The 25452-nt window shown below is 38.2% G+C and carries 26 protein-coding genes; 19 read left to right on the plus strand and 7 right to left on the minus strand.

Annotation, left to right across the window (positions count from 1 at the left end):
* Positions 1-31 precede the first annotated feature (31 nt).
* The 4 genes from AC1Q59_RS23325 (at position 32) to AC1Q59_RS23340 (ending at position 1965) form a co-directional block, all read left to right on the plus strand.
* Positions 32-685: a carboxymuconolactone decarboxylase family protein gene (locus AC1Q59_RS23325; RefSeq protein WP_492368269.1), complete on the plus strand. Its 654-nt coding sequence runs from the start codon at positions 32-34 to the stop codon at positions 683-685.
* A gap of 132 nt (positions 686-817) precedes the next feature.
* Positions 818-1351 (plus strand): hypothetical protein, encoded by a 534-nt coding sequence (locus AC1Q59_RS23330; RefSeq protein WP_492368270.1) that lies wholly within the window; start codon positions 818-820, stop codon positions 1349-1351.
* 17 nt (positions 1352-1368) lie between these two features.
* Entirely contained in the window at positions 1369-1656 is a 288-nt protein-coding gene (locus AC1Q59_RS23335) for a hypothetical protein (RefSeq protein ID WP_492368271.1), read from the plus strand.
* A gap of 114 nt (positions 1657-1770) precedes the next feature.
* Positions 1771-1965: an IDEAL domain-containing protein gene (locus AC1Q59_RS23340; RefSeq protein ID WP_492368272.1), complete on the plus strand. Its 195-nt coding sequence runs from the start codon at positions 1771-1773 to the stop codon at positions 1963-1965.
* Between the two features lie 85 nt (positions 1966-2050).
* Here the strand turns inward: AC1Q59_RS23340 and AC1Q59_RS23345 are convergent, their stop codons facing one another.
* On the minus strand, positions 2051-2272 hold the full coding sequence (locus AC1Q59_RS23345) for a hypothetical protein (RefSeq protein WP_492368273.1): 222 nt from the start codon (positions 2270-2272) through the stop codon (positions 2051-2053).
* Positions 2273-2467: 195 nt separating this feature from the next.
* Between AC1Q59_RS23345 and AC1Q59_RS23350 the strand changes: the two genes are divergently transcribed.
* The 6 genes from AC1Q59_RS23350 (at position 2468) to AC1Q59_RS23375 (ending at position 7355) form a co-directional block, all read left to right on the plus strand.
* A complete protein-coding gene (locus AC1Q59_RS23350) occupies positions 2468-3283 on the plus strand; it encodes a squalene/phytoene synthase family protein (RefSeq protein ID WP_492368274.1) in 816 nt (271 codons plus the stop codon).
* 114 nt (positions 3284-3397) lie between these two features.
* Entirely contained in the window at positions 3398-3520 is a 123-nt protein-coding gene (locus AC1Q59_RS23355; RefSeq protein ID WP_492368275.1) for a hypothetical protein, read from the plus strand.
* A gap of 6 nt (positions 3521-3526) precedes the next feature.
* Positions 3527-3688, plus strand: a complete 162-nt coding sequence (locus tag AC1Q59_RS23360; RefSeq protein WP_492368276.1) for a hypothetical protein — start codon at positions 3527-3529, stop codon at positions 3686-3688.
* A 104-nt stretch (positions 3689-3792) separates the two neighbouring features.
* Complete coding sequence (locus tag AC1Q59_RS23365; protein ID WP_492368277.1) at positions 3793-4272, plus strand: small multi-drug export protein; 480 nt, start codon at positions 3793-3795, stop codon at positions 4270-4272.
* 572 nt (positions 4273-4844) lie between these two features.
* Positions 4845-6749 carry a CocE/NonD family hydrolase gene (locus tag AC1Q59_RS23370; RefSeq protein ID WP_492368278.1) on the plus strand — a complete coding sequence of 635 codons (1905 nt, stop codon included), beginning with the start codon at positions 4845-4847 and terminating at the stop codon, positions 6747-6749.
* 105 nt (positions 6750-6854) lie between these two features.
* Positions 6855-7355, plus strand: coding sequence for a pyridoxamine 5'-phosphate oxidase family protein (locus tag AC1Q59_RS23375; RefSeq protein ID WP_492368279.1), 501 nt, complete (start codon positions 6855-6857; stop codon positions 7353-7355).
* A gap of 243 nt (positions 7356-7598) precedes the next feature.
* On the opposite strand, the gene AC1Q59_RS23380 is transcribed toward AC1Q59_RS23375, so the two are convergent.
* Positions 7599-8324 carry an IclR family transcriptional regulator gene (locus AC1Q59_RS23380; protein ID WP_492368280.1) on the minus strand — a complete coding sequence of 242 codons (726 nt, stop codon included), beginning with the start codon at positions 8322-8324 and terminating at the stop codon, positions 7599-7601.
* A gap of 204 nt (positions 8325-8528) precedes the next feature.
* Here AC1Q59_RS23380 and AC1Q59_RS23385 point away from each other — a divergent pair, with 204 nt between their 5' ends.
* A complete protein-coding gene (locus tag AC1Q59_RS23385; RefSeq protein WP_492368281.1) occupies positions 8529-10316 on the plus strand; it encodes an acyl-CoA dehydrogenase family protein in 1788 nt (595 codons plus the stop codon).
* Positions 10317-10355: 39 nt separating this feature from the next.
* On the opposite strand, the gene AC1Q59_RS23390 is transcribed toward AC1Q59_RS23385, so the two are convergent.
* Positions 10356-10784, minus strand: a complete 429-nt coding sequence (locus AC1Q59_RS23390; protein WP_492368282.1) for a hypothetical protein — start codon at positions 10782-10784, stop codon at positions 10356-10358.
* 33 nt (positions 10785-10817) lie between these two features.
* A complete protein-coding gene (locus AC1Q59_RS23395; protein ID WP_492368283.1) occupies positions 10818-11567 on the minus strand; it encodes a hypothetical protein in 750 nt (249 codons plus the stop codon).
* Between the two features lie 432 nt (positions 11568-11999).
* Here AC1Q59_RS23395 and AC1Q59_RS23400 point away from each other — a divergent pair, with 432 nt between their 5' ends.
* Positions 12000-15152, plus strand: coding sequence for a DEAD/DEAH box helicase (locus AC1Q59_RS23400; RefSeq protein WP_492368284.1), 3153 nt, complete (start codon positions 12000-12002; stop codon positions 15150-15152).
* 101 nt (positions 15153-15253) lie between these two features.
* On the opposite strand, the gene AC1Q59_RS23405 is transcribed toward AC1Q59_RS23400, so the two are convergent.
* Positions 15254-16210, minus strand: a complete 957-nt coding sequence (locus AC1Q59_RS23405) for a DMT family transporter (protein ID WP_492368285.1) — start codon at positions 16208-16210, stop codon at positions 15254-15256.
* A 338-nt stretch (positions 16211-16548) separates the two neighbouring features.
* Here AC1Q59_RS23405 and AC1Q59_RS23410 point away from each other — a divergent pair, with 338 nt between their 5' ends.
* The gene (locus AC1Q59_RS23410) at positions 16549-17061 is read left to right on the plus strand and encodes a DUF2269 family protein (RefSeq protein ID WP_492368286.1); all 513 of its coding nucleotides are present in this window, start codon (positions 16549-16551) and stop codon (positions 17059-17061) included.
* Between the two features lie 66 nt (positions 17062-17127).
* Here AC1Q59_RS23410 and AC1Q59_RS23415 read toward each other — a convergent pair whose 3' ends face one another.
* Positions 17128-18105, minus strand: a complete 978-nt coding sequence (locus tag AC1Q59_RS23415) for a GGDEF domain-containing protein (RefSeq protein ID WP_492368287.1) — start codon at positions 18103-18105, stop codon at positions 17128-17130.
* An 18-nt stretch (positions 18106-18123) separates the two neighbouring features.
* Complete coding sequence (locus AC1Q59_RS23420; protein WP_492368288.1) at positions 18124-18876, minus strand: EAL domain-containing protein; 753 nt, start codon at positions 18874-18876, stop codon at positions 18124-18126.
* A gap of 418 nt (positions 18877-19294) precedes the next feature.
* Between AC1Q59_RS23420 and AC1Q59_RS23425 the strand changes: the two genes are divergently transcribed.
* From AC1Q59_RS23425 to AC1Q59_RS23450, 6 genes are all read left to right on the plus strand, one after another.
* A complete protein-coding gene (locus AC1Q59_RS23425; RefSeq protein WP_492368289.1) occupies positions 19295-20983 on the plus strand; it encodes a methyl-accepting chemotaxis protein in 1689 nt (562 codons plus the stop codon).
* Positions 20984-21148: 165 nt separating this feature from the next.
* Entirely contained in the window at positions 21149-21916 is a 768-nt protein-coding gene (locus tag AC1Q59_RS23430) for a TerC family protein (RefSeq protein ID WP_492368295.1), read from the plus strand.
* Positions 21917-22002: 86 nt separating this feature from the next.
* A complete protein-coding gene (locus AC1Q59_RS23435; protein WP_492368290.1) occupies positions 22003-23652 on the plus strand; it encodes a catalase in 1650 nt (549 codons plus the stop codon).
* Positions 23653-24032: 380 nt separating this feature from the next.
* A complete protein-coding gene (locus tag AC1Q59_RS23440) occupies positions 24033-24266 on the plus strand; it encodes an excisionase family DNA-binding protein (RefSeq protein ID WP_492368291.1) in 234 nt (77 codons plus the stop codon).
* Between the two features lie 14 nt (positions 24267-24280).
* Entirely contained in the window at positions 24281-24676 is a 396-nt protein-coding gene (locus AC1Q59_RS23445) for a VOC family protein (RefSeq protein ID WP_492368292.1), read from the plus strand.
* A gap of 36 nt (positions 24677-24712) precedes the next feature.
* Positions 24713-25279 carry a GNAT family N-acetyltransferase gene (locus AC1Q59_RS23450; protein WP_492368293.1) on the plus strand — a complete coding sequence of 189 codons (567 nt, stop codon included), beginning with the start codon at positions 24713-24715 and terminating at the stop codon, positions 25277-25279.
* Positions 25280-25452: the final 173 nt, after the last annotated feature.

The raw sequence follows: 25452 nt of genomic DNA on the forward strand, positions 1-25452 counted from the left end.
ATTGGGCAAGCTATTAAAAGGAGGGATGAGTATGTCAACTGACTACTATTCAAAGGAAAACTTAAAGCATTTCTCTAAAATAAAGAATTTAGCGCCAGAACAGCTAAAAGCCATGCTTGTGTTTGATAAGGCTGTTATGAAAGAGGGGGCCTTATCAAAAAAGGAAAAAGAAATTATAGCCCTTGCGATTACCCATGTAACCGAATGTCCCTATTGTATTGACACCCACACAAAAGGGGCAAAAAAAGCAGGGGCCACACTAGAGGAGTTGGCTGAAGCAGTATTTGTTACTGCTGCTGTCGAAGCCGGAGGAGCGATTACTCATAGCACACATGTCATTAATGCGCTAAGCGAGGACGCCTCTGACGTATTGTACGAACGGTCCAATTTAAAAAATGTTAGCCAAATAGGAAAATATGCAGAAGAGGCGTTCAATGGATATAAAGCATTCAGTGATACTGCAGTTAAAGAAGGAAAATTAAGTGCAAAGTTTAAAGAAATCATTGCGGTAGCCGTTGCACACGCTTCACAATGTCCTTACTGCATAGATGTTCATGCTAAAAATGCAAAGCGTCTTGGGGTGACAAATGAGGAGATGGCTGAAGCCATCATGGTTACTGCTCTGCTCCGTACAGGCGGTGCCTATGCACATCTGGCTAATACGATTCAAAGTTACGAGGAATAATGCTGAATACGAGTACTTCTTAAATGGGCCCCCTCCTAAGCGGGGCCTTATTTCATGAATTAGAATCAAATAAACTCATTAGTGGGAATATTTGTTATAATAATAGAAAATGATCATGGAGGACTGTAAGGCATGAAAAAAATTGTTCCAATCCTTATAATCGGGCTTTTTCTAATATCTTCATGCTCTACAGCCACAGATTCCTCAGAACATATTTCAGAAGAAAACACAAAATTAGTCGAGAAACTTAAAGTAAAAGAAAAAAAGATTAAGGAATTAACACAGAGAGTTTCAGAGTGTGAGCACGAAAAAGACCTATTCCCACTTATTAGCAATTTATCAAGGGAATTTGTATATGCACATACAACAGGAGATAAGAAAAGCATACAGCCCTTATTGCATGAGAATATCAGTCTAGAAAAAAGAAATAATGGAATATATGCCATCGTGGATGGAGAGATTGAATGGCTATTATTTTCCGAAGGACGCCATGAACGCTATGTTGACTGGGTTTTACAGGGTTTTGGCTATGATGAAAGTGAACAAACCTATATTGTACATATAAGAGAGTTTTATAAAGACGAAGCACCGCCAACGTTTTTAAATCTAACCTTTAAGAAAATCAATGATAAGTGGAAAATTATTAACCTGAGTTTTGACGTTTAATAGGGGAGGAGATCCTAATGGGTTTGTTTTTCTGGCCGTTTATGATTGCTTCTGTGTTCATATCAATAATAGCCATTGCAGGAAAAAAGCCGAAGATTCTTTACATTTGTGCAGTTCTGCTTTTGCCAATATCTCTGTATTTGGCCGCAACACCCCGGTTTCATGTATGGGGCCTTATTTTTCCGATCTTTTATATAGGGGCGGCAATTTGCCTTACAAAAAATAAAAGAGCAATGTCTGTTTTGCTGGTGATTCCAAATTATCTGCTTATTGGATGGCTTGGTTTAACGGTGTTAACTCAATAGGTAGAAGAGGCTGTGAAGGAATTCACAGTCTTTTTTTATATTTTTTAAATGATTTTATTGAATTATCTAAAAATTACTGTTAAAATAGAAAAAAGGTCAAGGAGTTGATTCACAATGGAAAAACATTTGCTTAATTCACCCCAACAGCCTGGAGAAGAGATGGATTCTATACTTGCGGAGCAATTTTTAAACAACGCCTTGCTTGAGTTTCGGAAAAAGACATTGAAAATGCAAATCGATCAGTCGTTAAGTGAGAGAAATAAAGATGAATTTATGCGCTTAACAGAGGAATTAAACAACCTTTCTTAAATTGTCAAATGTCTAGGATTTGGAAAATATACAAAGTCAGGCAGCGTCCCTCCAGATGGGATAAGCACTGCCTGATTTTTTTGGTTCAGGAAAGCTTTTTTTCGTTTTCCTGCAAAGGAATAAGGGAGCCTTTTTTCAGCCAGTACTGAAAACTATCTGATGGAAAGACACCTCGGCAATCCGGGTTATACATTTCAATCACAACACTGTTTGCAGTGACATCAACAACCTTTAATTTTTGGGACTTGCTAATATTAGGTGTAAAGCAATTTTTCATAGAAAATTCTTTATTAATATAAGAATCCAATGTATTCACAGCCTTTTTATCATATTTTTAATTAATATTTCCATAAAAAGGTACATTATCCATAAAAGAGAAAAAATCAAATTCATGCAAATATTATGCTAATCACAAGAAAAATGTTATCCTATAATAGTGTGATAAATTTAGTCAGATATGAACGATAATAAGTGTAGATATGGTAACGGGAGGGCTTTAAGGGTGACTGAAATGAACAATTCACAGAAAAGCGCGATAGATATACTAAAAGAAACAAGCCGGACTTTTTTTATTCCAATTAGTCTGTTATCCCCTGGATTAAAGGAGGCTGTTGCCTCTGCATACCTTTGCATGAGAGCCATTGACGAGATTGAAGATCACCCAAACCTGCAGCCATCGGTAAAAAATGAGCTTTTACTATCAATCAGTCAAATGCTGAAAAAACCCTTTGATGAAAAAAAATGGAACGACCTTTTCGAGCCATACAAGGGAGAGCTTCCGGAAGTCACATTGCGGTTAAACGACTGGATTGCGTATTGCCCAGAAGGGGTATTAGACCAAATCCTTGATGCGACTGCTGAAATGGCAGAAGGAATGGCAAAGTGGGCTTTAAAGGAATGGAAAATTCAGAGTGAAAATGATTTAGATGAATACACATACTATGTTGCCGGATTAGTAGGTGTTATGCTGACCGATATTTGGAAATGGTATGACAACACGGAGGCCGATAGAGACTTAGCTATTGCCTTTGGACGTGGCTTGCAGTCTGTCAATATTCTTCGCAATATTTCCGAGGACAAGACTCGTGGAGTAAACTTTTTCCCGGAAAATTGGAAGTTTGACGATATGCTGCAGTACGCAATACGTAATCTTGAGCAAGCGAATCGATATGTGAAGGGAATCGACACGAAAACGATTCTTCATTTCTGTCAAATTCCTCTTACTCTTGCATTTGGAACACTGGAAGCGCTGACTACTGGAAAAGAGAAATTAAGCAGAGCTGATGTAACTAAAATGGTCAGTCAAATAGTTGGATAAAAAGCCAAAGCCTGTCTTGTACATATATGTACTATGGACAGGCGTTTTTTTTTTGATGGTAATAGGAAATTTTTAAGTTAAGGTGAATATTTGTGTATAAAAGGAGGCGTGGATATGAAAGAGGTACCAGTTAAACTTACAGCAGATGCGGCATCAAAAATTAAACAAATGCTGCAGGAAACAGATGTCCGCCATAAAAAGATTCGTTTAAAGGCACATCCGAATGGAGGCTGCTGAGGGGGCGTGGATTTCAAATTGTCCCTGGATGGGGCAAACGAAGAAGATATACTGTTTTCTATAGAGGGAATTCCTTTTATCATCGACAAACACTCAAACGTGTTTATTTTTAAAAACTTACATATTTCGTATGATCGAGAAAATGGCTTTGTTATTGAGGACCGCTAAGATTAGAGGATTTTGTACAAATTTACATTTCTTTAAATTACTCCCATGTAAATTATGTTAAAGTATTATTTATATAGACAACATTAGAATAGGGAGAAGATTTAATGAAAGCATTTTGGGGATATGTACTAGTTTTTCTGTTGGCAGCTGCTCCATTTTTCGAAGGATATGGTGTCATACCGATTGCCTCCATTGCCGGTTTATCAGTGTTTCCAGTTATGATCCTTGGCTTAGCCGGGAATATATTAACGGTTTTCCTATTGATCCTTTTTATCAACCAAATTCAGAATTGGCGAAAGAAACGCAAAGAAGGCAAAGAACCTAAAGAGAGCAAACGGTCTGCTAGAGCACACACGCTTTGGAAAAAATACGGATTGCCCGGCCTAGCAATGCTCGGACCATTGCTTGTCGGCAGTCATTTAACAGCCTTGGCCAGTATGACCTTTGGCGGTACAAAAAAAGCTACATTTGCATGGGTATCCGCGAGCATTACAGTTTGGAGTATTGTTTTTACCGTGCTTCTTTTCTTGGGTGTCGACTTTTTAGGCTTAGAGAATCGCGGGATTGTTAGTTATTTTAAATAACAGGTTACTAGAAAAAGGACAGGACGTGGGATTTATCCCGGTTTTGTCCTTTTTGTTGTGGGGTTGTTTTTTATAAGCAGATTGTTTCTTATAAAAGCCCGCTCATGGACAACTTTCTCATTTGCAAGCAGGAACTTGTCCGTAAGAAGCATGTTCATGGACAACTTTGACTCTTGTAAGCAGGAACTTGTCCGTAAGAAGCCCGCTCATGGACAACATTGCCATTTGCAAGCCGGAACTTGTCCATTAGAAGCCCGCTCATGGACAACATTGCCATTTGTTAAGCAGGAAGTTGTCCATTAGAAACCCGCTCATGGACAACATTGCCATTTGCAAGCCGGAACTTGTCCAATAGATCCTTTCTCACATTGACAGTTAAGCAATTTTTATTAAATATTACATACCAACTTCCACATATATCAATAAGGTTTATACTTTATTGATATAGCAACTATAATACTCCGACTAAATACCTATATCCTTTTTCCCGCGAATGTCCTATTTACTTATTTTTCCTATCGATATAATATTAGTTTGAAAATTTGAAAAATAAAGAAAATGGAGGTGTGTGCATGAATAGAAAGAAAAAATTTCTTTCTATGCTGCTGACTGTTCTTTTAGTCACATCATTATTTAGCAGTGTGGCTTTTGGGCAGTCAGAGCAGGAAAAGGCAGAAGAACTTTATCAGTATGAACTTAAGACTGACGTTATGGTAGAAATGCGCGATGGTGTAAAACTGGCTACAGATATTTACCTGCCGGTTGCCAAAACGGAGCAAGAAAAGAAAGATGGTTTTCCTACGCTTGTGTTTCGAACTCCTTACAACAAGGATACATATGGGAAAACTGAAGGTCCTTTCTTTGCAAAAAGAGGCTATGCAGTGGTTGTTCAGGACACACGTGGCCGCTACAAGTCAGAAGGAGAATGGAACTTTGTATTTGATGATGCCAAGGATGGCTATGATTTAATTGAATGGGCTGCAGTTCAGGATTTTAGTACTGGGAAGGTTGGCACAATGGGCCTATCTTACATGGCCTATACCCAGTATGTGTTGGCTGAATCAAAACCGCCTCATCTTGTTACAATGATTCCGCTTGAAGGGATGAGCAATCCTGCTGAAGAAGTCTTTTTTACAGGCGGAGCTATGCAGCTAGACCGCTATTTATCATGGACTTTAGGCCAGGCGGTAGATACAGCAAGACGACTTGACGAAAAGAATGGAAATACTGTTAACCAGGATAAGATTAAAAAAGCGTTAGATGATTATGAGAAGTGGCTTAATCATATGCCAAGATCTAAGGTGGCACCATTAAACCAAATGATTGATTGGTGGAAAGAAGCGATGGATCATCCTGAGTATGACGAGTATTGGAAGAGCATCTCTCCTCAGGAACAACATGATACATGGCCAGTACCAACCTATCATGTTGGGGGATGGTACGATATTTTACTAAACGGAACATCTAAAAACTATATTGGAATTACAGAAAATGGTCCGACAGAAAGATATTTGCCTGCTTTAGAGAAAACCGTAAACATTCAAGACACGCAAAAATTATTAATTGGACCATGGACTCACGGATATCCGCAAACAGCGGTGGGGACGTTTAATTTTCCAAAAGCTGATTTGAGCGATGTGCACAATGCTGGCAATGGGGCAGATAATTGGCGGCTTGAGCAATTACGCTGGTTTGATTACTGGCTAAAAGGAATAGATAACGGAATTATGGATGAAAATCCGGTCAAGCTTTATATTATGAAGGGTGAAAATGATGGCTTCTGGCGCACGGAAAAGGAGTGGCCGATAGCTCGCACCGAATATACAAACTACTATCTTCATGATGGTAAATCTGGAACGATTGATTCATTGAATGATGGCATTCTGAGCACCGAAAAGCCAAAATCTGGTGAAAAAGCTGATTCTTATCTTTATGATCCGAAAAACCCAACGCCGACTGTGGGCGGAAATATTAGCGGAACGACACCAAATGATGAGCGAGGTCCACAAGATCAGCAGGGTATTGAAAAAGATGTGCTTACCTACACAACAGAGGTGCTGAATGAGGATACAGAAGTAACTGGCCCGATTAAGGTGAAGCTTTGGGCATCAACTAACGCTAAGGACACTGACTTTGCTGTTAAATTAACGGATGTCTATCCTGACGGACGTTCCATCATCATTCAAGACAGCATTATCCGCGGCCGATACCATGAATCCCGTGAAAAAGAAACCTTATTAGAGCCACGGAAAATCTATGAATTTACGATTGACCTAGGCTCAACGGCTAATATATTTAAAAAGGGACATAGCATCCGTGTAGATGTTTCCAGCAGTAACTATCCTAGATTCGATAATAACCCGAATACAGGACATAAGTTTGGCAATGATGCCGCTATGAAGACAGCGAAAAATACGATTTATCATGATTCAGAGCATCCGTCACATATTATATTGCCAATTATTCCAAATGAATAATTTCAAGGGGCTGGCTCACGTGCCAGCCCTGTTTTTTTTCAAAAGCTTTTGCAAAATAGGGAAAATTGCTCAATAATAGAATTGTACATAAAGGGGGAATCAGCAATGAGAGGAATTATTCACAACGCAGCACGTGAAATGTCAAAGGAAGATGTGGAAACATTTTTACAACAAGCCGAGGTGGTCCATGTGGCTACAACCGGAAAAGACGGCTACCCATATGTCATTCCTTTGGTGTATGTCTATGAAGGCGGTCCTAAGTTTTATATTCATACAGGCAATCTGAGAGAAAGCCATTTTGAACAGAATATTAAAGAAAATCCTCGAGTGTGTATTGAGGTAGAGCAAATGGGTGATGTGCATCCTGGCAAGCGCTATGCCTGCAACTCTGCACTTGTATATACAAGTGTTGTAGCATTTGGGAAGATTCATCAAGTCAATGAAGAGGACAAAAAAGTGTGGTTCTTCGACCGGCTATGGGGAAAATACGGTGATCCTAATTGGAAATTTGAAAATGAAGGTTATCCAGCAATCGGAAAAATAAATCTTTACGAAATTGACCTTGAAACGGTTACTGGTAAACATAGTGAAGGGAAAAAACACTAAAACACAGCAAGGCAGCCTGAACGGATAGAAGGGCTGCCTTTTTTACTTTTTGGCTCTGTTAAATTTGGACGTTGATTTCCGCTCCAGGCGCTTCGCTTTCCGGGGGGCATTTTGCGAGCCTCCTCGTCACATACGTTCCTGCGGGGTCTCGCTTCAATGCTGATCCCCCAGGAGTCTACGCGCCTTCCGCTGCAATCAACTAAGCGGTTAAACCAACATTAAGCTTTAAGTCACTTTACTTTATTAATATAAAGATTTTGATATTTTTTCAGCTGTTTCTAATAAAAATGGAATGTGTTCTTCCATTGTCTCTTTATTCCAGCGAAAGAAAGGGCCGGATATAGCAATCGCACCGATGACCTTGCCTTTTTGGCCAAATACTGGTGCAGATAATGCAGAGACATTTCTTGTCAATTCCTCTTCGCTTATCGAAAATTTCGTTTTTGATACTAGTTTCAGCTGTTCTGTTAGTTCAATTCTTTCATTCTCCGGAAGAAGGGATAAAACTTTATTTTTTAATTCATCCTCTAAAAAGGCTAGAATCGTTCTTCCGCTGGCTCCGAGCTGAAGCGGGATCCGATTGCCGACTCCTGCTCTTCTGCTAATCTCCTGCTGGCTTGGGTGCTCGATCACACATACCCTTGTTAAGCCGCTCAGCATATAAAATCCAACAGTTTCTTGCGTTCCATCTCTTAACTTAATTAAATCAGAATCTATCATGGCTGGAATGTCTGTAATCAGTTTATTAGCATATTCAATAAAAACGGTGCCAAGCGAATACTTTTTGGAGCCAATATCCTGGAAAACCATTCCGTCCATTTTAAGTGTGGATAGTATGCGATGAGTAACCGTTGTAGAAATGTCCAGGGCTTCGCTGATTTCCTTTATTCCCTTTGGTCCAGCTGAATCTCTCAAAAAGTTTAAAATTTTAATCGCACGAAGTACGGTTGTTGAGATACTAGTATTCATAAAATGATTCCTCCGATAAATAGTGGAAAGCAAGAGTTTTTTATTATTATAGTACATTAAAACAGTTGTTTATGGTTTTCACAAGAGGATATTTGGAACCTTTTAAAATTAATTTAAATATTCTAAATTTTATTGACAAATAAATCGATAATTTCTAAAATTAACAATATAGGAATCTGAATTCCGAAAAGTGAGGGAGGGGCTATGATGAGTGTTGCAGCGAAAACGGCGCAAGCTAATTTGGGTGCCATGCCAGATACAAAAGGGTTAAACTTTTTCGAAGAAGATCAGAATTTGTCTTTCATTCTTAAACGTTATTTATCTCCTGATGAATATGAACGTGCATTGCCTTATTTAACCCAGTTAGGAGAACTAGCAGGGGACCGGTTAGACGAACTTTCCCGCCAAGCGGACAAGAATCCGCCGGTGTTAGTTAACTTCAATAACAAAGGGGAAAGGATAGACGAGGTAGAATATCACCCATCCTATACGGAAATGCGGAGAATCGGTTTCAGTCAATTTGCTCTTGCAGCGATGTCACATAAGCCTGTATTTGGTTTTTCTGAAAAGCTGCCACATGTTCTTAAATATTCGTTTTGGTATCTATTTTCCCAATCAGAGTTTGGTTTATGCTGTCCGATGAGTATGACTGATTCTGCTGCGCGTGTATTAACTAAATATGCAGATCAACAAATGAAGGACAAATATTTACCACATATGACTTCGACCAATCTTAACGACCTATGGATGTGCGCCCAATTTATGACCGAAAAGCAAGGTGGATCAGATGTTGGAGCCAATACATTAACAGCAAAAAAAGCTGGTGATCATTGGGAGCTATATGGCGATAAGTGGTTCTGCTCCAATGTTTCAGCAGAACTAGCCTTAGTTTTGGCCCGGCCAGAAGGAGCTGTCGAGGGAACAAGAGGACTTGGCTTGTTCCTAATGCCAAGAAGGCTGTCCGATGGCTCGCTTAATCGATATAAAATCAATCGGCTGAAGGATAAGATGGGTACGAAGGATTTTGCTTCAGGGGAAATAACCTTTGAAGGGGCCGTAGCCTATGTTGTCGGCGATATTTCAAAGGGCTTTAAGCAAATGATGTCCATGGTCAATTCTTCACGTTTGTCCAATGCTATTCGTGCAAGTGCGATGATGAGAAGAACTTATTTAGAAGCACTAGTTTCAGCGCGAGGCAGAAAGGCATTTGGCAGCTCGATTGCCGAAAAGCCCCTTATGAAAGAAACATTATTTGAATTACTGCTCGATGCAGAAGCAGCACAAGCTAGCTGTTTCTACACAGCTTCCGTTTATGATAAGGCCGATCAGGGCAGTATTTCTAATGATAAGCTCTTACGAATTCTAACGCCTATATTAAAAGGATATATTTGCAAACGCGCAAGATATGCAACCGGCGAAGGGATGGAAGCACGGGGCGGTAATGGATATATTGAGGATTGGGTGGATCCAAAGCTTGTTCGCGATGCTCATTTAGGATCAATTTGGGAAGGAACAACAAATATTATTTCATTAGATATTCTAAGAGCGCTGCAAAAGGATCAGGCTGGCGAGGTGTTTTTTGGTGATATCAAACAGCGAATTAATGAGGTCACAGCCCCGTTAGCAAAGGAAGCAGCGGAAGTGCTTTTACAAATTACCAATAAAATTGAAGCTCAAACGAAAAGAATCATTAGCCTAAATGGCCCGGAAAAAGAATTGCCTTCCAAACAATTACTAAATCGCATGTACCATGTTTTTGCGGCAAGCCTGCTATTAGAGGAAGCAAATGAGCAAATTATTGCTGGTGGTAATTATCGAAAGCTGTACATGACATTGGAATATATCAATCGCTTTATGCTGGCAAATGGGTTAGATGATACTCTTTTATCAAATCCTTCTTTATTAGAATGGTTCGATGCCATTGCAGAGGGAGAGAAACTTCCTGCTTCCGCACTGGAAGGATTGTTAGCAAGGGTCCAAAATACAATATAAATGATAAAGACCGTGACACATGCTCACGGTCTTTATTATTTATCTTCTAGACTCCCAATATAAATCTTCTTCAATTGAACGGAAAGGAATCTCATCATTAACAATTTCAAAAAAACCACTTTTATACTTGGTTTTAATCCAAACATAATTTCCTTCAATAAGTTCAATTCCAAAAACATCTGACGGATACGGTCTTACAGCGTATAAACCATTGCCGCCAACCGTATGGTCAACCTTTTTAAGCTTCATTTTGGAAAAATCTCCGATAATCTTTCTGATCACATCCTTATCAGTTATCGATACCCGAACATCATCCGAATAGCGGTCAATAATCATTCTATCAATTTTAGATAACTCTTTTTCCGGAACAAGGTCTGTAAAAGATGTATATTGAGCCTGATTAAGAATAAATCCGATACTAAAAACAACAATTACGACAGCGACAAAGAATCTAATGATCCTTTTCAAAAGAAACCTCCTTTCGTTAAACTATATGTCCCATTAATTAGGAAAATGATTTGCCCAATTTTGAACAGCTGCAAAAAGAGATTCCTTATTCTGTTCGAATTGTTTTTTTCGATGACCGTTGGCTCCTGATGGATGGGGAAATCCAAAAATGTAAGTGTGATTTGGGATTTTCCCTTCATCCTGTAATTGCTTAATCACATGTTCTACTGTTTTTCCGAGCGGAACCACTAGGGCAGGGGATTGAATTAGATTAAGCTCCTCAGGAAAAATTTTAAAGGCGGAATAATAGAGCATGGCAGATTGATGAATGCGAGGCTGGTGCCCGGTGTAGTTTTTCCCTTGATAAAAAACAGGGTATTTTATGATAGATGTGGTGTGCAACAGTGATCTTTGTTCCCCAAATAAGAAGGAGGCACTTTCAATCCCTAATGCATCAGGAACTCCGCATTGATCCAGCATGTCAACTAGATTGGTGCGAATGGACCCGGCAAGTCCGCCGGCCTTTTTTGCCTCTATTAAAATCTGCTCGGTTTCCTGAGAATTCTCAAGGCTTTTTCGAACCTGCTCAAACGCTGATTTCATCTGCTTCCAACCAGGAGTAATACCTGCAATCACAACCGCAGCTTTACGATTCACATACTCGTTGTGCGGGGCGTAATACATTTCAATCGGGCCTTCCTTGTCCATTAAGAATTTTGCCGTTAGGAGATCTTTTTTAGAATATGGCCCATTGGATTTTAGGTTTTGGATGGCGGGTAGAAACTTATGGAAATGATTATTCATTAGATTGAAGGCCTCACTTTGATTCATATTGATGAAAAATTGTTTTTTCTGGAGCTCCCCTTTTTATAGAAGCGATTTCTTCCTCTGTTACATTGATAATATAGAATTCCGTCCCCCGGTGACTGGTATGAAAAGTTGCTTCAGTCACCCCGTTTGCAAAAAAATAACAGTAAACCATTTAAATGACCGGTTTTGTTAAACTAGTTATTCAATAGAAAGTTATTGAGGCATAGTTTTTACTTCCTTTAAAAAGGGAAATAGTTTCTTGTTTTAACTGATTATTACATCAAAGAGGGATTTAGTCCTGATTAAATGTAATAATTTGATATAATTGGTAAAGATAATTATATATATTTTGGGTGATTTATACTAATAACATAACGAATAATAAGTAATTACCTAAAGCGGAATATGAATGTTAGGAGTAATCTTATGCTCAAACAGGGTATTTATGAGGAAATTATCAATCAAAAACTCAAGAATGAATTAAACCAGCTTTCAGACGAATCCTTCGATGTTGGAAAGGAACAGATTGATGTTGAAGAGGCTAGAAAACTATTATCTTCTTACATTTCATTTGTTACTAGGAAGGCATTGAAATTTGTACGTGAGAATGAAAACGACGACCGCCAAGCATTGATAAATCAAATTCGAACCTGTAATGAAATTATTAACATTTTAAGTGAACATTTGGATGAAGAAGAATTCTCAGAACTTCAGATTGAAGAAGAAGGAGAGGTTCTTACTTCCGTTTATTCACGAATCAATTCTGTTCAAAGTATAAAAAAGGGAGAGGTTCTTCGTCCCATAACACCAATTTCACAAAGTTCATTATTTACAGGTTCTAGCTTTGAGCCAAATATGCTTGGTGAATTAAAAAAAGAGATTTTAACTGCCGACTCCATTGATATGCTTGTTTCTTTTATTAAATGGAGTGGTTTAAGATGCATTATTGAAGAATTAAGGACCTTTACATCAAAACCGAATAATAAACTAAGGGTAATTACAACCTCCTATATGGAGGCCACGGACTATAAGGCAATTCAAGAGCTAAGTCAGTTACCTAATACAGAGATTAAGATCTCTTTTGATGTTGAACGGACAAGGTTGCATGCAAAAGCTTATCTTTTTAAAAGAGAAACAGGCTTTAGCACAGCTTATATCGGCTCGTCAAATCTTTCAAATCCTGCCTTGACTTCTGGTTTGGAATGGAATATTAAAGTGACTGAAAAGGACTCATTTGATATATTAAAAAAATTTGAAGCCACCTTTGAAAGTTATTGGAACGATTATGAATTCAAAGTCTTCCATCAAGAAAATGAGGAAGATCATAAGCTCTTACAACAAGCATTGTCAAAAAATAAAATTCGAGAAAAACCTGAGTCTTATTACATATTTGACGTTCAACCGTATTTTTACCAAAAGGAAATATTAGAAAAGTTACAGGTGGAGCGGGAAGTATTTGGACGTATGAAAAATTTACTTGTGGCCGCAACTGGTGTGGGAAAAACGGTGATATCAGCGTTTGATTACAAACGATTTAAAAATAAAAATCAATCGTCAAAACTATTATTTGTTGCGCACCGTGAGGAAATTTTAAAACAAAGTTTGGAAACCTTCCGAGCCATATTAAAGGACCCTAATTTTGGAGATATGCTTGTAGGAAATATGCAACCACTGTCATTAGAACATCTGTTTGTTAGCATTCAGAGTTTTAACAGTAAAAAGCTTCATGAAATCACTTCAAGTGATTATTATGATTTTATTATTGTTGATGAATTTCACCATGCAGCGGCCGATTCATATCAGAAATTATTAGATCACTATCTTCCTACAATCCTCCTCGGACTAACGGCAACACCAGAGCGGATGGATGGAAAAGATATATTATCTTACTTTGATGATAAAATCTCTGCTGAAATGAGATTAACAGAAGCAATCAATCGGAAATTACTAAGCCCATTCCAATATTTTTGTGTAACTGATACAGTTGATCTTTCTAAATTGAAGTGGAGTAGAAAAGGATATGAAATTAAGGAATTAGAGAAAGTTTATACCTTAAATGACCATAGAAGCAGTTTAATTGTGAAAAGTTTAAATAAATACGTAACTGATATGGAGCAGGTTAGAGGAATTGGATTCTGCGTTTCAATTGAACATGCGAAATATATGGAAGCATTTTTTAATAAGGTCGGGATCCCGTCAGTTGCATTATACGGAAATGTTGATCGCAAAACTAGGAATGAAGCACAACATAAGCTAATTAATGGAGACATGAAATTTATTTTTGTTGTAGACCTTTATAATGAAGGTGTAGATATCCCAGAGGTAAATACTATTTTATTTTTACGTCCAACAGAAAGTTTGACCGTATTTTTGCAGCAGCTGGGTCGAGGATTGCGATTAGCAGAAGGTAAGGAATGTTTGACAGTACTTGATTTTGTGGGTCAAGCTCATAAAAATTATAATTATGAAGAAAAACTTCGTGCTCTTATTGGAAAAACGAAGCACTCTGTACAGCACTATGTAGAAAACGGGTTCTTTAACCTGCCAAAGGGTTGCTTTCTTCAGTTAGAAAAGCAAGCAAAAGAATATATTCTAAGAAATTTAAAGTCAAGTACTAATACCCGTGTAAACCTAGTGGCAAAAATAAAATATTTCGCGGAAGATACTGGTTTGGAGTTAACGTTAGCAAATTTCTTAAGACAAAATCAGTTGACATTATATGATTTATATGGGAAAAATGGGGACCGCAGCTTTTCTCGTCTAAAAGTTGAGGCCGGAGTGACACCTGATTTTATATACAAAAATGAAAAAATGATAATGAAACGATTACCGAGTGTTTTTCATTTGAATTCAAAAAAGCTACTTCTATTTTTACTCCAATATATTGAAAAACGGGATGTAAACTCAGAAGAAGAAAAATCTATGCTGGCAATTTTCTATTATTCCTTTTATCAGTCACATCCAGAAAAAGAGGGGTTTTCAAGTTTGGAGGAGGGAATTCTTCAAATACTCTCGCAATCACAATATAGAGATGAATTAAAGGAAATTCTTCTATACCTTTATGAATCAATCGAAACAATGGAAATTGAAAACGACTTTAATTTTATAAGCCCGTTGGGCGTTCATTGTAACTATACAACTTCTCAGGTTCTTGCGGGGCTAGGTTATTATAATGAATCCAGTAGCCCAGCTTTCCGAGAAGGCGTTAAATATCTTGAAGATAAAAATCTCGATATTTTCTTTATAACTCTAAATAAATCTGAGAAAGATTTTTCTCCATCCACTTTGTATGATGACTATGCAATAAATGAACGTCTTTTTCATTGGCAAACGCAAAGTCGTATAGCTGAAGGAAGTAAAACAGCAGAACGCTATATCAATCATAAGAAGAACAACCATCAAATCGCACTATTTGTTAGGGAATATAAAAAAGAAAATGGCTATACATCGCCGTTTGTTTTCCTTGGAACAGCAGATTATGTGCGCCATTATGGCAGCAGGCCAATGAGCTTTATATGGGGTTTAAAAGAGGAAATGCCTGCTTATCTAGTTCCGAGGGCGAATAAGAATATTCTTTAGTTTATGAAAAGGGTTCTACAGGCATATTTTGCAAATCAGTTTGCCAATGCAGTAATAAGCCATTTAATAAAAAGGGAGACTAGATAACCTAGCCTCCCTTTTTACTGAGCCATCTTTATGTTAGTCAGTTTTGTAGCTTGCTTGTTTAATTTTCTAATATATAAATTGTTTCCGATTAAGCTTGCAATGGTGATTAGGGCTCCGATTAGTTCGAATGCAGATAAATGGTACCCTTGAATAACGGAGATGGCAAAGGTTGTGACAGGAAGCAGGTTCATAAAGAGGATCCCATTTAAAGGGGTGAGTATCTTATTGCCATAATTCCATGTGAAAAGGGCTAATACTCCCGCAATCAAGGAAGTATATATAAGGGCTCCGGAAACATCCTCTATCATAGATACTGTTGGGATTTGCAGCCATCCTGCTAATGTTGCTGCTCCTACAATAATAATAACTGAAAAGATCCCATATAAATTCGTTATGGCGGAATACCTTAATGCTGACCAGGCAGGGAAAGAACTTCCGCCAGAAGTATAAATGACCCAGCATAAAGCACCAATCAGGATTAAAAGATTGGCAAACATATTTCCATCTTCTGAAACGAAGATACGTAAATCGCCTTTTGATATGACCATGACCACACCGATAAATCCCGTAATTATAAACAGAATGGTTCCTAATTTAGGAGCAGTCTTTTTAGTCACCCAATTAACAATGACGCCAAGAAGTGGCTGAATGGCCATCATGACTGCTGCAATAATTGCTCCTGAGGGGCCTGCTAATTTTTGTCCTAAAAATACAAAGAAACTGAAACCTGCAAAACCCATCGCCCCAAAAAACAATATTTTTCCTGTCTGGCGGTCTGTTGATAATTTTCCCTTTCCCTCTATGGCAATGAGTAAAAGCATTAAAATAATAGCCGCAGAACCATATCTTAATAGAGTGAAATAAAAGGGGTCCATGATCATTAGGGCATCACCCATAATCGGAAACATTCCACCCCAAGATATTACGGCAATTAAACACATGATTATACCGGTTAAAAATTTGTCATTCATCCCTGTTTGCTCCTTTTGATGTTTGTTTATGGAGTGCCAAAAAGATTTCCCTTTATGTATCTCTAAATTATATTACATAACCTTTTGATTTTTGTGAAAAATGGGAAAATTTATGTTCAAGCAGCGTATTTTCCTGGCAAGTGGTTAAGTTTAACAGGTTAAACTAGTCACAAGTAATCATCCGATCGAAATATTGAGTTTTGAATAATAGACAAAAAAATAAGACCACAGAAGTAGAAAAAGTTTAGACCACAGGACATGTGAAAACAATTTTATTCCTATTAAACTTAAATAGTATCAATGCTATAGCGGCAATAAACATCTTGGAGGGTAAAGTAGTGAAAAAAATTGGTCCTAAGGGCATGAAGTGGTTGAAAATCATTCACGTTTTTCTAGTAGTTCTTTTTTTCGGAGGAATCCTGAGTTCGTTATCATTAAATCTTTATCTTGATTTTACAAAATTTGATGAAACGTATCTTGGTTATAAGAACATTGTGATTATCAGTGACAATATTGTCAGATGGGGAGCAATTGGCACATTATTAGTGGGCCTTGTATATGGATTTTTCACCAACTGGGGATTTTTTAAGCATAGATGGGTCGGCGTTAAATTTGTGCTATATATTGTCCAAACGATTATTGGTATTTTTGTCATTGATGAGCTGATGGTAACCAATATGGAGTTACTGGAAACACAAAAGGAATTAGCCTTAAGCAATCCTGAATTCATTCAAAATCATGAGATTCGGCAATATGCGGTTTACTTTCAGGTAGCGGTTACGATTTTCATCTTTATTATTTCTTATTTAAAACCGTGGAAAAAGAAAAAAATCCAGGCCAAATCAGTTTGAATCATGATAGACGCATATAAGGATGCGAGGACTGTTGCTTTTCCAATAGTTCTCGCATCCTTATTTTCATTTTAGTAATACACCATCCTCAACCTTACCCATCATTTCTCTATCAACGAAACAGCAGCTTCCCTGAATTAATTTACATTGTTTTTTAATGACAGCAATGTTTAAAGATAATTCATCAATGTGAGAATAGTGCTGATGCCTATTTGTTAAAACAGCAATTGATAATGATAGGAGGGGAGCCTTTGTTTTTTTGCCAGAGCGATTTTCTGCGATTACATATTGCTGTGTTAAATGTTCGTCCTCATAGTATTGTTTAATCATGTTTTGGAAGTCTGCAACGATCATTCGGCAAACAGGTTCGACGTCGTAGTTTTTAATAATAGCCATAAAATCATCGCCGCCAATATGCCCTAAAAAATTAACATTTGAAAGATGTTTTTTAAGCAGATCACTAAACGTTTGGAGAAGGTCATCTCCTTTTTTAAATCCATATGTATCATTGTATGCTTTAAAATGATCTAAATCGAAGTAGAGAATACTGTATTGCTTTTCAGTTAAAACAGATTTGAGCTGGCTTTCAATCATATAGTTTCCCGGCAGCTTGGTGAGCGGATTTAAATAACTGGCAAATTCAACTTGAACCTCTACTAGTTTCATCAGCAATTTTTGAATGCTTACGATTCCTGCATAGTGACCGTCTTTTGTCACAATCACATAATCATAGAGATCTTCTTCTTTTCTATTCATAGATAATTTACTTACTTCGGTAATAGGCTCATTGAAATCAACGATGAGAGGGTCAGTTTTTGCTACAAGTTCGATTTCTCGTCCCATATAAAGATTGTAGCCATATAAAGAACCAATTTTTTGATAAAAATGCGATCTTGGCAAAAGGGCAATTGGTTTTTCACCATTTACAACAACAATTCCTTGTAAACTTGAATCCTCACCAAAAAGCTGATCTGCTTTTTTCCCTTTTTCGTGCTGGGTCATACATGGTACCGATTCTATAATTTCACCGATATTTATCATCATATGTTCACCCTCTAATGATCACTCAGTTGGCATTATCCCTAATTTAATATTTCTATCCGGACGTCCTAAAGCATAACCCTGGGCGTAATCTACACCTATTTTACGGATATATTCAAGCTCTTCCACACGTTCAATGCCTTCGCCGATAATTTTAATATGGGATTGTTTGGCATACTCTGCGATTAATGTTACTAATCTTTGCTGCTGCGGCTGTTGATCGATGTGGTCAATCAATGACCGATCCAGTTTAATAAATTCCGGTTTTAGATAGATGAGTGTTTTCAGGCTGTTATAGCCGGAGCCAACATCGTCAACAGCAATCCGAAACCCTTGCTTACGATAATGGGACAGCACTTTTTCAAATTGGGCAAAGTCGGTTACTGCACTTTTTTCGGTTATTTCAAAAACTACCTGACACGGTTCGATATTAAATTCTTTTAAGAGCTGCAGTGTTTCCCCGCTATGATAGTTGGTATCCATTAAAACATGCGGATGGATGTTTAGAAATAACATAAAGTTCTGCTTACTATCTTTATCGTTCAAGCGTTCAATAAATCGTTTAAGGGAAATGTTTCTGCAAAAGCATTCAAACAAAAATACCTGATCGGTTTGGCCAACAAAATCATAAAAGTTTTCCGTATTGGGAAACAAATATGAAGACGGGGGCCGATTGAGAGCCTCATAGCCGATAGTCCTCTCAGATGAAAGGTCTACAATTGGCTGGTAAAAAGTATCTAATGAATTTTGTTCGATAATTTCTTGTAAGCACATGAACCTTCGATAATATAAAAATTCTTGTTTTCTACGCTTGTTTAGAAGTTTTAAATAAGAGAAAAGTTTGTTTGATCTGGAACTTGATGACTTCTGCTGAATAATAAAATTCACCTTCTTCAATGATTGTCCTATTCATTGTAAGGCAGAAATATTAAATCTTAGTAAATACAAGGTTAATATTTGGTAAAGGAAAGATATATTGGAAAAGTGGTTAGGAACGCCTTACGGGAAGTGAAGCGCTTTTCGCAGCAATCAAGCTGAAGATTTAACATATCCTTATTTATAAAGACTAATTATCTAGTAAAATTAGCACAGTCTAATATATTTTCTATGTTAAAATAGTAAAGGTTAATTCTGATAAAATATATAAAAAGTACCATCAAAAATAATAACGCATCGCAGAAAGAGGATATTTATGAAGATTAAAACAAAACTAATTCTACTAGTTTCATTCCTGGTGCTCAGTTTATTTATTACTGGGTTTTTAGCTGTTTTTCAATCGGCTCAGACGGATAAAATCTATCGCGACATCGAAAATCAACAAAGTTTGCAGCTGACACTCAAATCAATCCAATATCGTTTTACAGGAATTTCTAATGACGAGAGAGGTTACCTTCTTACAGGTGATAAAGAATTTCTGTCCGGAATTGATAGTAAGATCAAAGACATAGAGCATTATTTTTCGGAGGCAAATAACCTTCAGCTTAATCCTTCAGATAAAAAGGCATTAGAGAACATTAATAACAGCCTTCAAACCTATTTTGAAAAAAATAAACAAATGGCAGATGCTTACCAAGACGGGGACGTCAGTAAAGCACAGGAAATACATATGTTAGAACAAAGGGATCTAAGAAAAGGGTTAGTAGATCCAAGTGTGGAGAATGTAATCGATCAAGTAACCAAAACAATTGATGAGGATACGAATTTACTTGAAAAGACTCAACAAATCAGTTCGGCAATCTTATATCTGACAATAGCCCTATCTGTTATTGGCGGAATGATTGTTTCATCCCTTATTATTCGGTCAATAAATAAGCCAATTAAAAAAATGAATGTCCGTTTGAAAGAAATTGCCGAGGGTGAGGGTGACCTTACACAAGGAATCTTTATTAAAACACGTGATGAATTAGGTGAAATGGCTTCCTCTTTTAACCTTATGGTTGGAAAGCTAAGGGAATTAATTAGGTCTGTAGCATCTAGTGCAGAGCAAGTGGCGGCAGCATCTGAACAGTTATCTGCGAGTGCAGAAGAAACAACGAAATCAACAGAATTAATAGCTTCAACAGTTCAAGAGGTTGCTGCCGGGGCGGACAAGCAAGTTCAAAATTTAAATGAAACGAATGTAACTGTTACTCATTTAACTTCGTTAGTAAATCAAGTGGTTGAAAGGGCCGAGATCGTTTCTAGTACATCGGTCCAAGCTTCTGATAAGGCTGTTGACGGTAATCAATCAATCAGCAATATTATTTATCATATGGATGAAATTAACGTAACTGTTAATCGTCTTGCTGATAAAGTGAGGACCCTGGGAGACCGTTCTAGTCAAATTAATCAAATCATTGGCGTCATTACAGGTATTGCTAACCAAACCAATCTTTTAGCCTTAAATGCAGCGATTGAAGCAGCCAGGGCAGGAGAGCATGGAAAAGGATTTGCTGTTGTTGCTGATGAAGTTAGAAAGCTTGCGGAGCAATCATCCAACTCTGCGCAACAAATTGCAGCACTGATTTCGGACATCGAAACGGATACAGCCGAAACAGTCTACACCATGAATGATACAACAAATAAAGTCTCAGATGGAATTGGACTTATTCAAGAGGCTGGAAGTGCCTTTCAGCTAATTGAAAAAGCTGTGCAAGAAGTTAGTTTTCAAATACAAGAAGTCAAATCTGCGATACATGAGCTATCTGCAGGCTCGGCACAGGTGGAAAAAGGGGTGGAAATTGTTGCTGCCATATCAAATGTGACAGCAGGCGGGACGCAAAGTATTTCAGCTTCTGCCGAGGAACAGCTGGCGGCCATGGAAGAAATCACAGCCTCTTCTACTTCATTAACTAGAATGGCTGAGGAATTACAGGATTTAATTAAAAAATTTAAATATTAAAGGCAGCTGAAATGGCTGCCTTTTTATATTTTCTCCTTCTAAAAAGGCTTATTTTAACATAGTTTCAGTTGAGCGAATAAAAACTGAAACTACTAGTAGAGACATCCATGCCAAGGTTTTAGAAAAAATATGCTTGAGATTTATCTATTTGAAAGAAGTGAAGAGATGGCTGAGACAATATGGATACAATATGCCTGGGCTTTGTTTATTTTAATTGGACTAGAAGGATTATTATCTGCTGACAATGCCCTCGTATTGGCAGTTATAGCTAAACATTTACCTAAAAGTCAAAAAAGTAAGGCGATAAATTATGGAATAATCATGGGGTTTGGATTCCGGTTTGCTGCACTGTTTGCGATTTCTTTTATTGCAAATGTCTGGCAGGTACAGGCGATAGGGGCAGCATATCTTCTTTACCTGGGTTTAAAACATGTTATTCAAGCAAGATTTGGAAAAGAGAATGAAAACATTCAAAAGAAAGCAGCTGGTAGAGGGTTTTGGCCCACAGCAGGAAAGGTTGCCATAGCTGATCTTGTATTTGCCATTGATTCCATTCTTGCTGCTGTTGCTCTCGCCCTTGGTCTTCCAGATTCGCCACTTAATGATTTCGGCGGAATGGATGGTGGGCAATTTATAATTGTACTGCTTGGCGGGACTGCTGGCTTAATATTAATTAAATATGCGGCAGCATGGTTTGTACAGCTTCTTGATAAACGTCCAGCTTTGGAAACAACAGCCTATGAAATTGTTGCCTGGGTCGGTGTCAAACTTGCAGTCATTGCTCTTGCCCATGAGGATATTGGTATCTTAGATCATGATTTTCCCCATAGTCCAGCTTGGACTCTCATTTTCTATGGGGTATTAGTTGCTATTGCTCTCATCGGCTGGTTCGGATCGGGCAGGAATTCTAAGAGATTAATTCCTAATAGGTGACGGTAATACTACATTAAAATACCTTATGATGGGAATGAATAAATTGAATTTCTAAGAAAAAATGGTATTAAAAGGAGGTTAACATTTTGGCAGCGAACAAAGATATCGATTCTTCAAATGGACAAGACGTGAAGCGGGAGACGCTGACAACACGTCAGGGCCATCCTGTTCCGGACAACCAAAACATCCGTACAATTGGAAATCGTGGACCGGCTACGCTTGAGAATTACCATTTCATTGAAAAAATTTCTCATTTTGACCGTGAAGAAATACCGGAGCGTGTCGTTCATGCACGTGGAGCGGGGGCATTTGGATATTTTGAAACATACGGAAAAGTTGGAGATGAACCAGTAGAGAAATATACTCGCGCGAAGGTATTTTCGGGTGCAGAAAAGAAAACACCGCTAATGGTTCGTTTTTCCACAGTGGCTGGAGCAAAAGATTCGCCGGAAACAGCCCGGGACCCTCGTGGTTTTGCGGTAAAAATGTATACCGAAGATGGAAACTGGGATCTGGTTGGGAACAACCTGAAAATTTTCTTTATCCGTGATGCGATGAAGTTTCCTGATATGATACACGCGTTTAAAGCAGATCCAGCTTCTAATGTGCCAAATCCACAGCGGATGTTTGATTTCGTCTCCCGTACACCAGAGGCAACACATATGATCACACTCCTTTTCTCGCCATGGGGCATTCCAGCTACTTACCGCCACATGCAGGGATCTGGTGTAAACACCTATAAATGGGTAAATGACAAAGGCGAGGCAGTATTAGTGAAGTATCATTGGGAGCCGAAGCAAGGGATACGGAACTTAACACAAGAAGAAGCAAATGAGATTCAGGCGAAAAATGTCGGTCATGCCACACAAGACTTATATGAAGCGATTGAACGAGGAGATTATCCGGAATGGGAGCTTTATGTGCAAATCATGGAAGATGATTACCACCCTGAACTCGATTTTGATCCGCTCGATGATACGAAAATATGGCCAGAGGATAAGTTCCCATGGCTGCCAGTGGGTCGGATGGTCCTTGATCGCAATCCAGTAGATTATCATGCTGAGATTGAGCAAGCAGCCTTTGGTACAGGGGTTCTAGTAGATGGAATGGATTTTTCGGACGATAAAATGCTGCAAGGACGTACCTTCTCTTACTCTGATACACAGCGCTATCGTATAGGTGCGAACTATTTGCAATTGCCTGTGAATGCACCGAAAGCACCTGTTCGTACAAACCAGCATCGAGGACAAATGGATATGCGTGATCCGAAGGAGTCTGGAGAGAATCCACATATTAACTATGAGCCATCAATGCTCGGCGGCTACGAGGAAGCAAGTAAAGGTGTTCTCCCGCCGCACCGTCCAAAGTACAATGCAGAAGCAATGAGTGCACCTATTGATCGCCCTAACAACTATGGTCAAGCTGGAAATACATACAGGGAGTTTGAGGAATGGGAGCGCGAAGAATTAATCAAGAACCTTGCTGACGCACTTGCGGTATGTGATAAGCGAATTCAAGATGCGATGATTGCCCACTTCACAAAGGCAGATGAAGAATATGGTCGTCGTGTAAAGGAAGCAATTGAACAAAAAATGAAAGAATTACAAGAAATGGAGAAGGGAAATAAAGTTCCGGGCCGTGAATCAGGTCAATCGAAATTTGGTCAAGGTTCATTAGCCGCCAACGAAGCAACAAAAGATGCTGTGAAAAAAAGCCATGAAGCTGATCCTTATTAAGGATGAAAGCTGCATAAGGACAACCGAAAAGCTGCTAAAAGCAAAAAGCCGAGGAAAACGCGATGGGTTTACTCGGTTCTTTGATGTGTTAACCGCTTAGTTGATTGGATCGGAAGGCGCGTAGACTCCTGGGGGATCAGCGTTGAAGCGAGCCCCCGCAGGAGCAAGGCGACGAGGAGGCTTGCAAAAAGCCCCCCGGAAAGCGAAGCGCCTGGAGAGGAAATCAACGGCAAAAATAACAGAGAGCCATATGTTAAAAAAATACATAGATCTACATATGCTTTTTTAAATTTCACTATGTTTTGATTAGCAGTTTCGCCTGAGGAAAGGTTATTATTAGGTATGAAGATGCTAAAATGAAACATGGGGTGAAATGGTGAGTGTATTTAACTATTGAAGAAACGGCTGAATATTTATCTGTGTCAGAACAGTATGTAAAGAATTTAATTCTGCAGGGAAAAATACGATTTCTCCAAGACGGTGAAGGCGCGATATTAATTTTTAAAGACCAGTTCAAAACACATTTTGAACAGCTTGAGAGATATAAAGATTTAGTTAAGGAATTGGCGAATGAACCCATTCCGGAAGATAGAGATATAAAAGATGAAGACTAAGGGAGCGAATACATATGCAAAAGGTAACACCGTTTTTAATGTTTCAAGGCGGCAAGGCAGAGGAAGCAATGAATTTCTATACATCTCTTATTGAGGACTCTGAAATTACCAGTATCGTTCGATATGGTGCTGACGGCCCTGGGGATGAAGGAACCGTCATGCAAGCCCTTTTTACCTTAAAAGGCCAGGAATTTATGTGCATCGACAGTAATATTAAACATCAATTTGACTTTACTCCATCATTTTCCATCTTTCTTACTTGTGATACGGAAGAAGAACTCGACCGTCTTTATGAGACACTTATGGAAGGCGGACAAGCCCTGATGCCATTAGGCAACTACGGCTTCAGCAAAAAATTCGGCTGGGTGAATGATAAATTTGGGGTTTCTTGGCAACTTAATCTGCTTTAAAAAGAATTTTTGAACGTGTGGAGAGGGGACTGGCAGATGATAGAATTAAAATATTTTGACCACTCAGATTTTAAACAGCTCATAGACTGGATTGAATCACCACAATTCCTGCTTCAATGGTCAGGACCCTTCTTTGAATTTCCTCTAACAGCTAATCAGCTGGAAAAATACATAGAGAAGGCCAATCGTGACGACTCTGAAACGCTAGCTTTTAAAGTAATCGATCAAGAAAGCGGTAAAACGATTGGCCATATTTCCTTAGGGAGGATCGACCGGAAAAATCAGTCGGCAAGAGTTGGAAAAGTATTAGTTGGCGATCAAGCGGTGAGAGGAAAGGGAATAGGCCTGCAAATGATCAAAGAAATTCTTAAAATTGCTTTTGATGAACTTCACTTGCATAGAGTGAGCCTAGGCGTTTTTGAATTTAATCATTCGGCCATTGCCTGCTATGAAAAAGCCGGATTCCAAAAAGAAGGGCTGCTTCGCGATGAAAGAAAATTTGGAAATGAATACTGGGGATTATGGGAAATGAGCATTTTGGAGCATGAATGGGAAAAATTAAAAAGTTTTCCTATTTCTCAAGTCGAAAGAGGCTGCAATTGAAGTGTCCACAATTCCTAATCATAAAAGAGTTAAAACTTGAAGCATTTCTTTAGAGAAGTGCTTTTTTCTGTGAAAATAATTTCTAGTTTAAAATTTATAACGATTGTTAAAACTAATTAACAATTGAATTTTAACAATAGGAAAGCAGAGCTACCGTAATTTACGGTTTCTCG

The organism is Cytobacillus sp. MT66, from assembly GCF_058792595.1.

Coding starts and splice junctions, on each gene's coding strand:
- AC1Q59_RS23325 (WP_492368269.1), top strand. CDS start 32: ATGTCAACTGACTACTATTCAAAGGAAAACTTAAAGCATTTCTCTAAA.
- AC1Q59_RS23330 (WP_492368270.1), top strand. CDS start 818: ATGAAAAAAATTGTTCCAATCCTTATAATCGGGCTTTTTCTAATATCT.
- AC1Q59_RS23335 (WP_492368271.1), top strand. CDS start 1,369: ATGGGTTTGTTTTTCTGGCCGTTTATGATTGCTTCTGTGTTCATATCA.
- AC1Q59_RS23340 (WP_492368272.1), top strand. CDS start 1,771: ATGGAAAAACATTTGCTTAATTCACCCCAACAGCCTGGAGAAGAGATG.
- AC1Q59_RS23355 (WP_492368275.1), top strand. CDS start 3,398: ATGAAAGAGGTACCAGTTAAACTTACAGCAGATGCGGCATCAAAAATT.
- AC1Q59_RS23365 (WP_492368277.1), top strand. CDS start 3,793: ATGAAAGCATTTTGGGGATATGTACTAGTTTTTCTGTTGGCAGCTGCT.
- AC1Q59_RS23370 (WP_492368278.1), top strand. CDS start 4,845: ATGAATAGAAAGAAAAAATTTCTTTCTATGCTGCTGACTGTTCTTTTA.
- AC1Q59_RS23375 (WP_492368279.1), top strand. CDS start 6,855: ATGAGAGGAATTATTCACAACGCAGCACGTGAAATGTCAAAGGAAGAT.
- AC1Q59_RS23380 (WP_492368280.1), bottom strand. CDS start 8,324: ATGAATACTAGTATCTCAACAACCGTACTTCGTGCGATTAAAATTTTA.
- AC1Q59_RS23385 (WP_492368281.1), top strand. CDS start 8,529: ATGATGAGTGTTGCAGCGAAAACGGCGCAAGCTAATTTGGGTGCCATG.
- AC1Q59_RS23395 (WP_492368283.1), bottom strand. CDS start 11,567: ATGAATAATCATTTCCATAAGTTTCTACCCGCCATCCAAAACCTAAAA.
- AC1Q59_RS23400 (WP_492368284.1), top strand. CDS start 12,000: ATGCTCAAACAGGGTATTTATGAGGAAATTATCAATCAAAAACTCAAG.
- AC1Q59_RS23405 (WP_492368285.1), bottom strand. CDS start 16,210: ATGAATGACAAATTTTTAACCGGTATAATCATGTGTTTAATTGCCGTA.
- AC1Q59_RS23415 (WP_492368287.1), bottom strand. CDS start 18,105: ATGATGATAAATATCGGTGAAATTATAGAATCGGTACCATGTATGACC.
- AC1Q59_RS23420 (WP_492368288.1), bottom strand. CDS start 18,876: ATGTGCTTACAAGAAATTATCGAACAAAATTCATTAGATACTTTTTAC.
- AC1Q59_RS23425 (WP_492368289.1), top strand. CDS start 19,295: ATGAAGATTAAAACAAAACTAATTCTACTAGTTTCATTCCTGGTGCTC.
- AC1Q59_RS23430 (WP_492368295.1), top strand. CDS start 21,149: ATGGCTGAGACAATATGGATACAATATGCCTGGGCTTTGTTTATTTTA.
- AC1Q59_RS23445 (WP_492368292.1), top strand. CDS start 24,281: ATGCAAAAGGTAACACCGTTTTTAATGTTTCAAGGCGGCAAGGCAGAG.
- AC1Q59_RS23450 (WP_492368293.1), top strand. CDS start 24,713: ATGATAGAATTAAAATATTTTGACCACTCAGATTTTAAACAGCTCATA.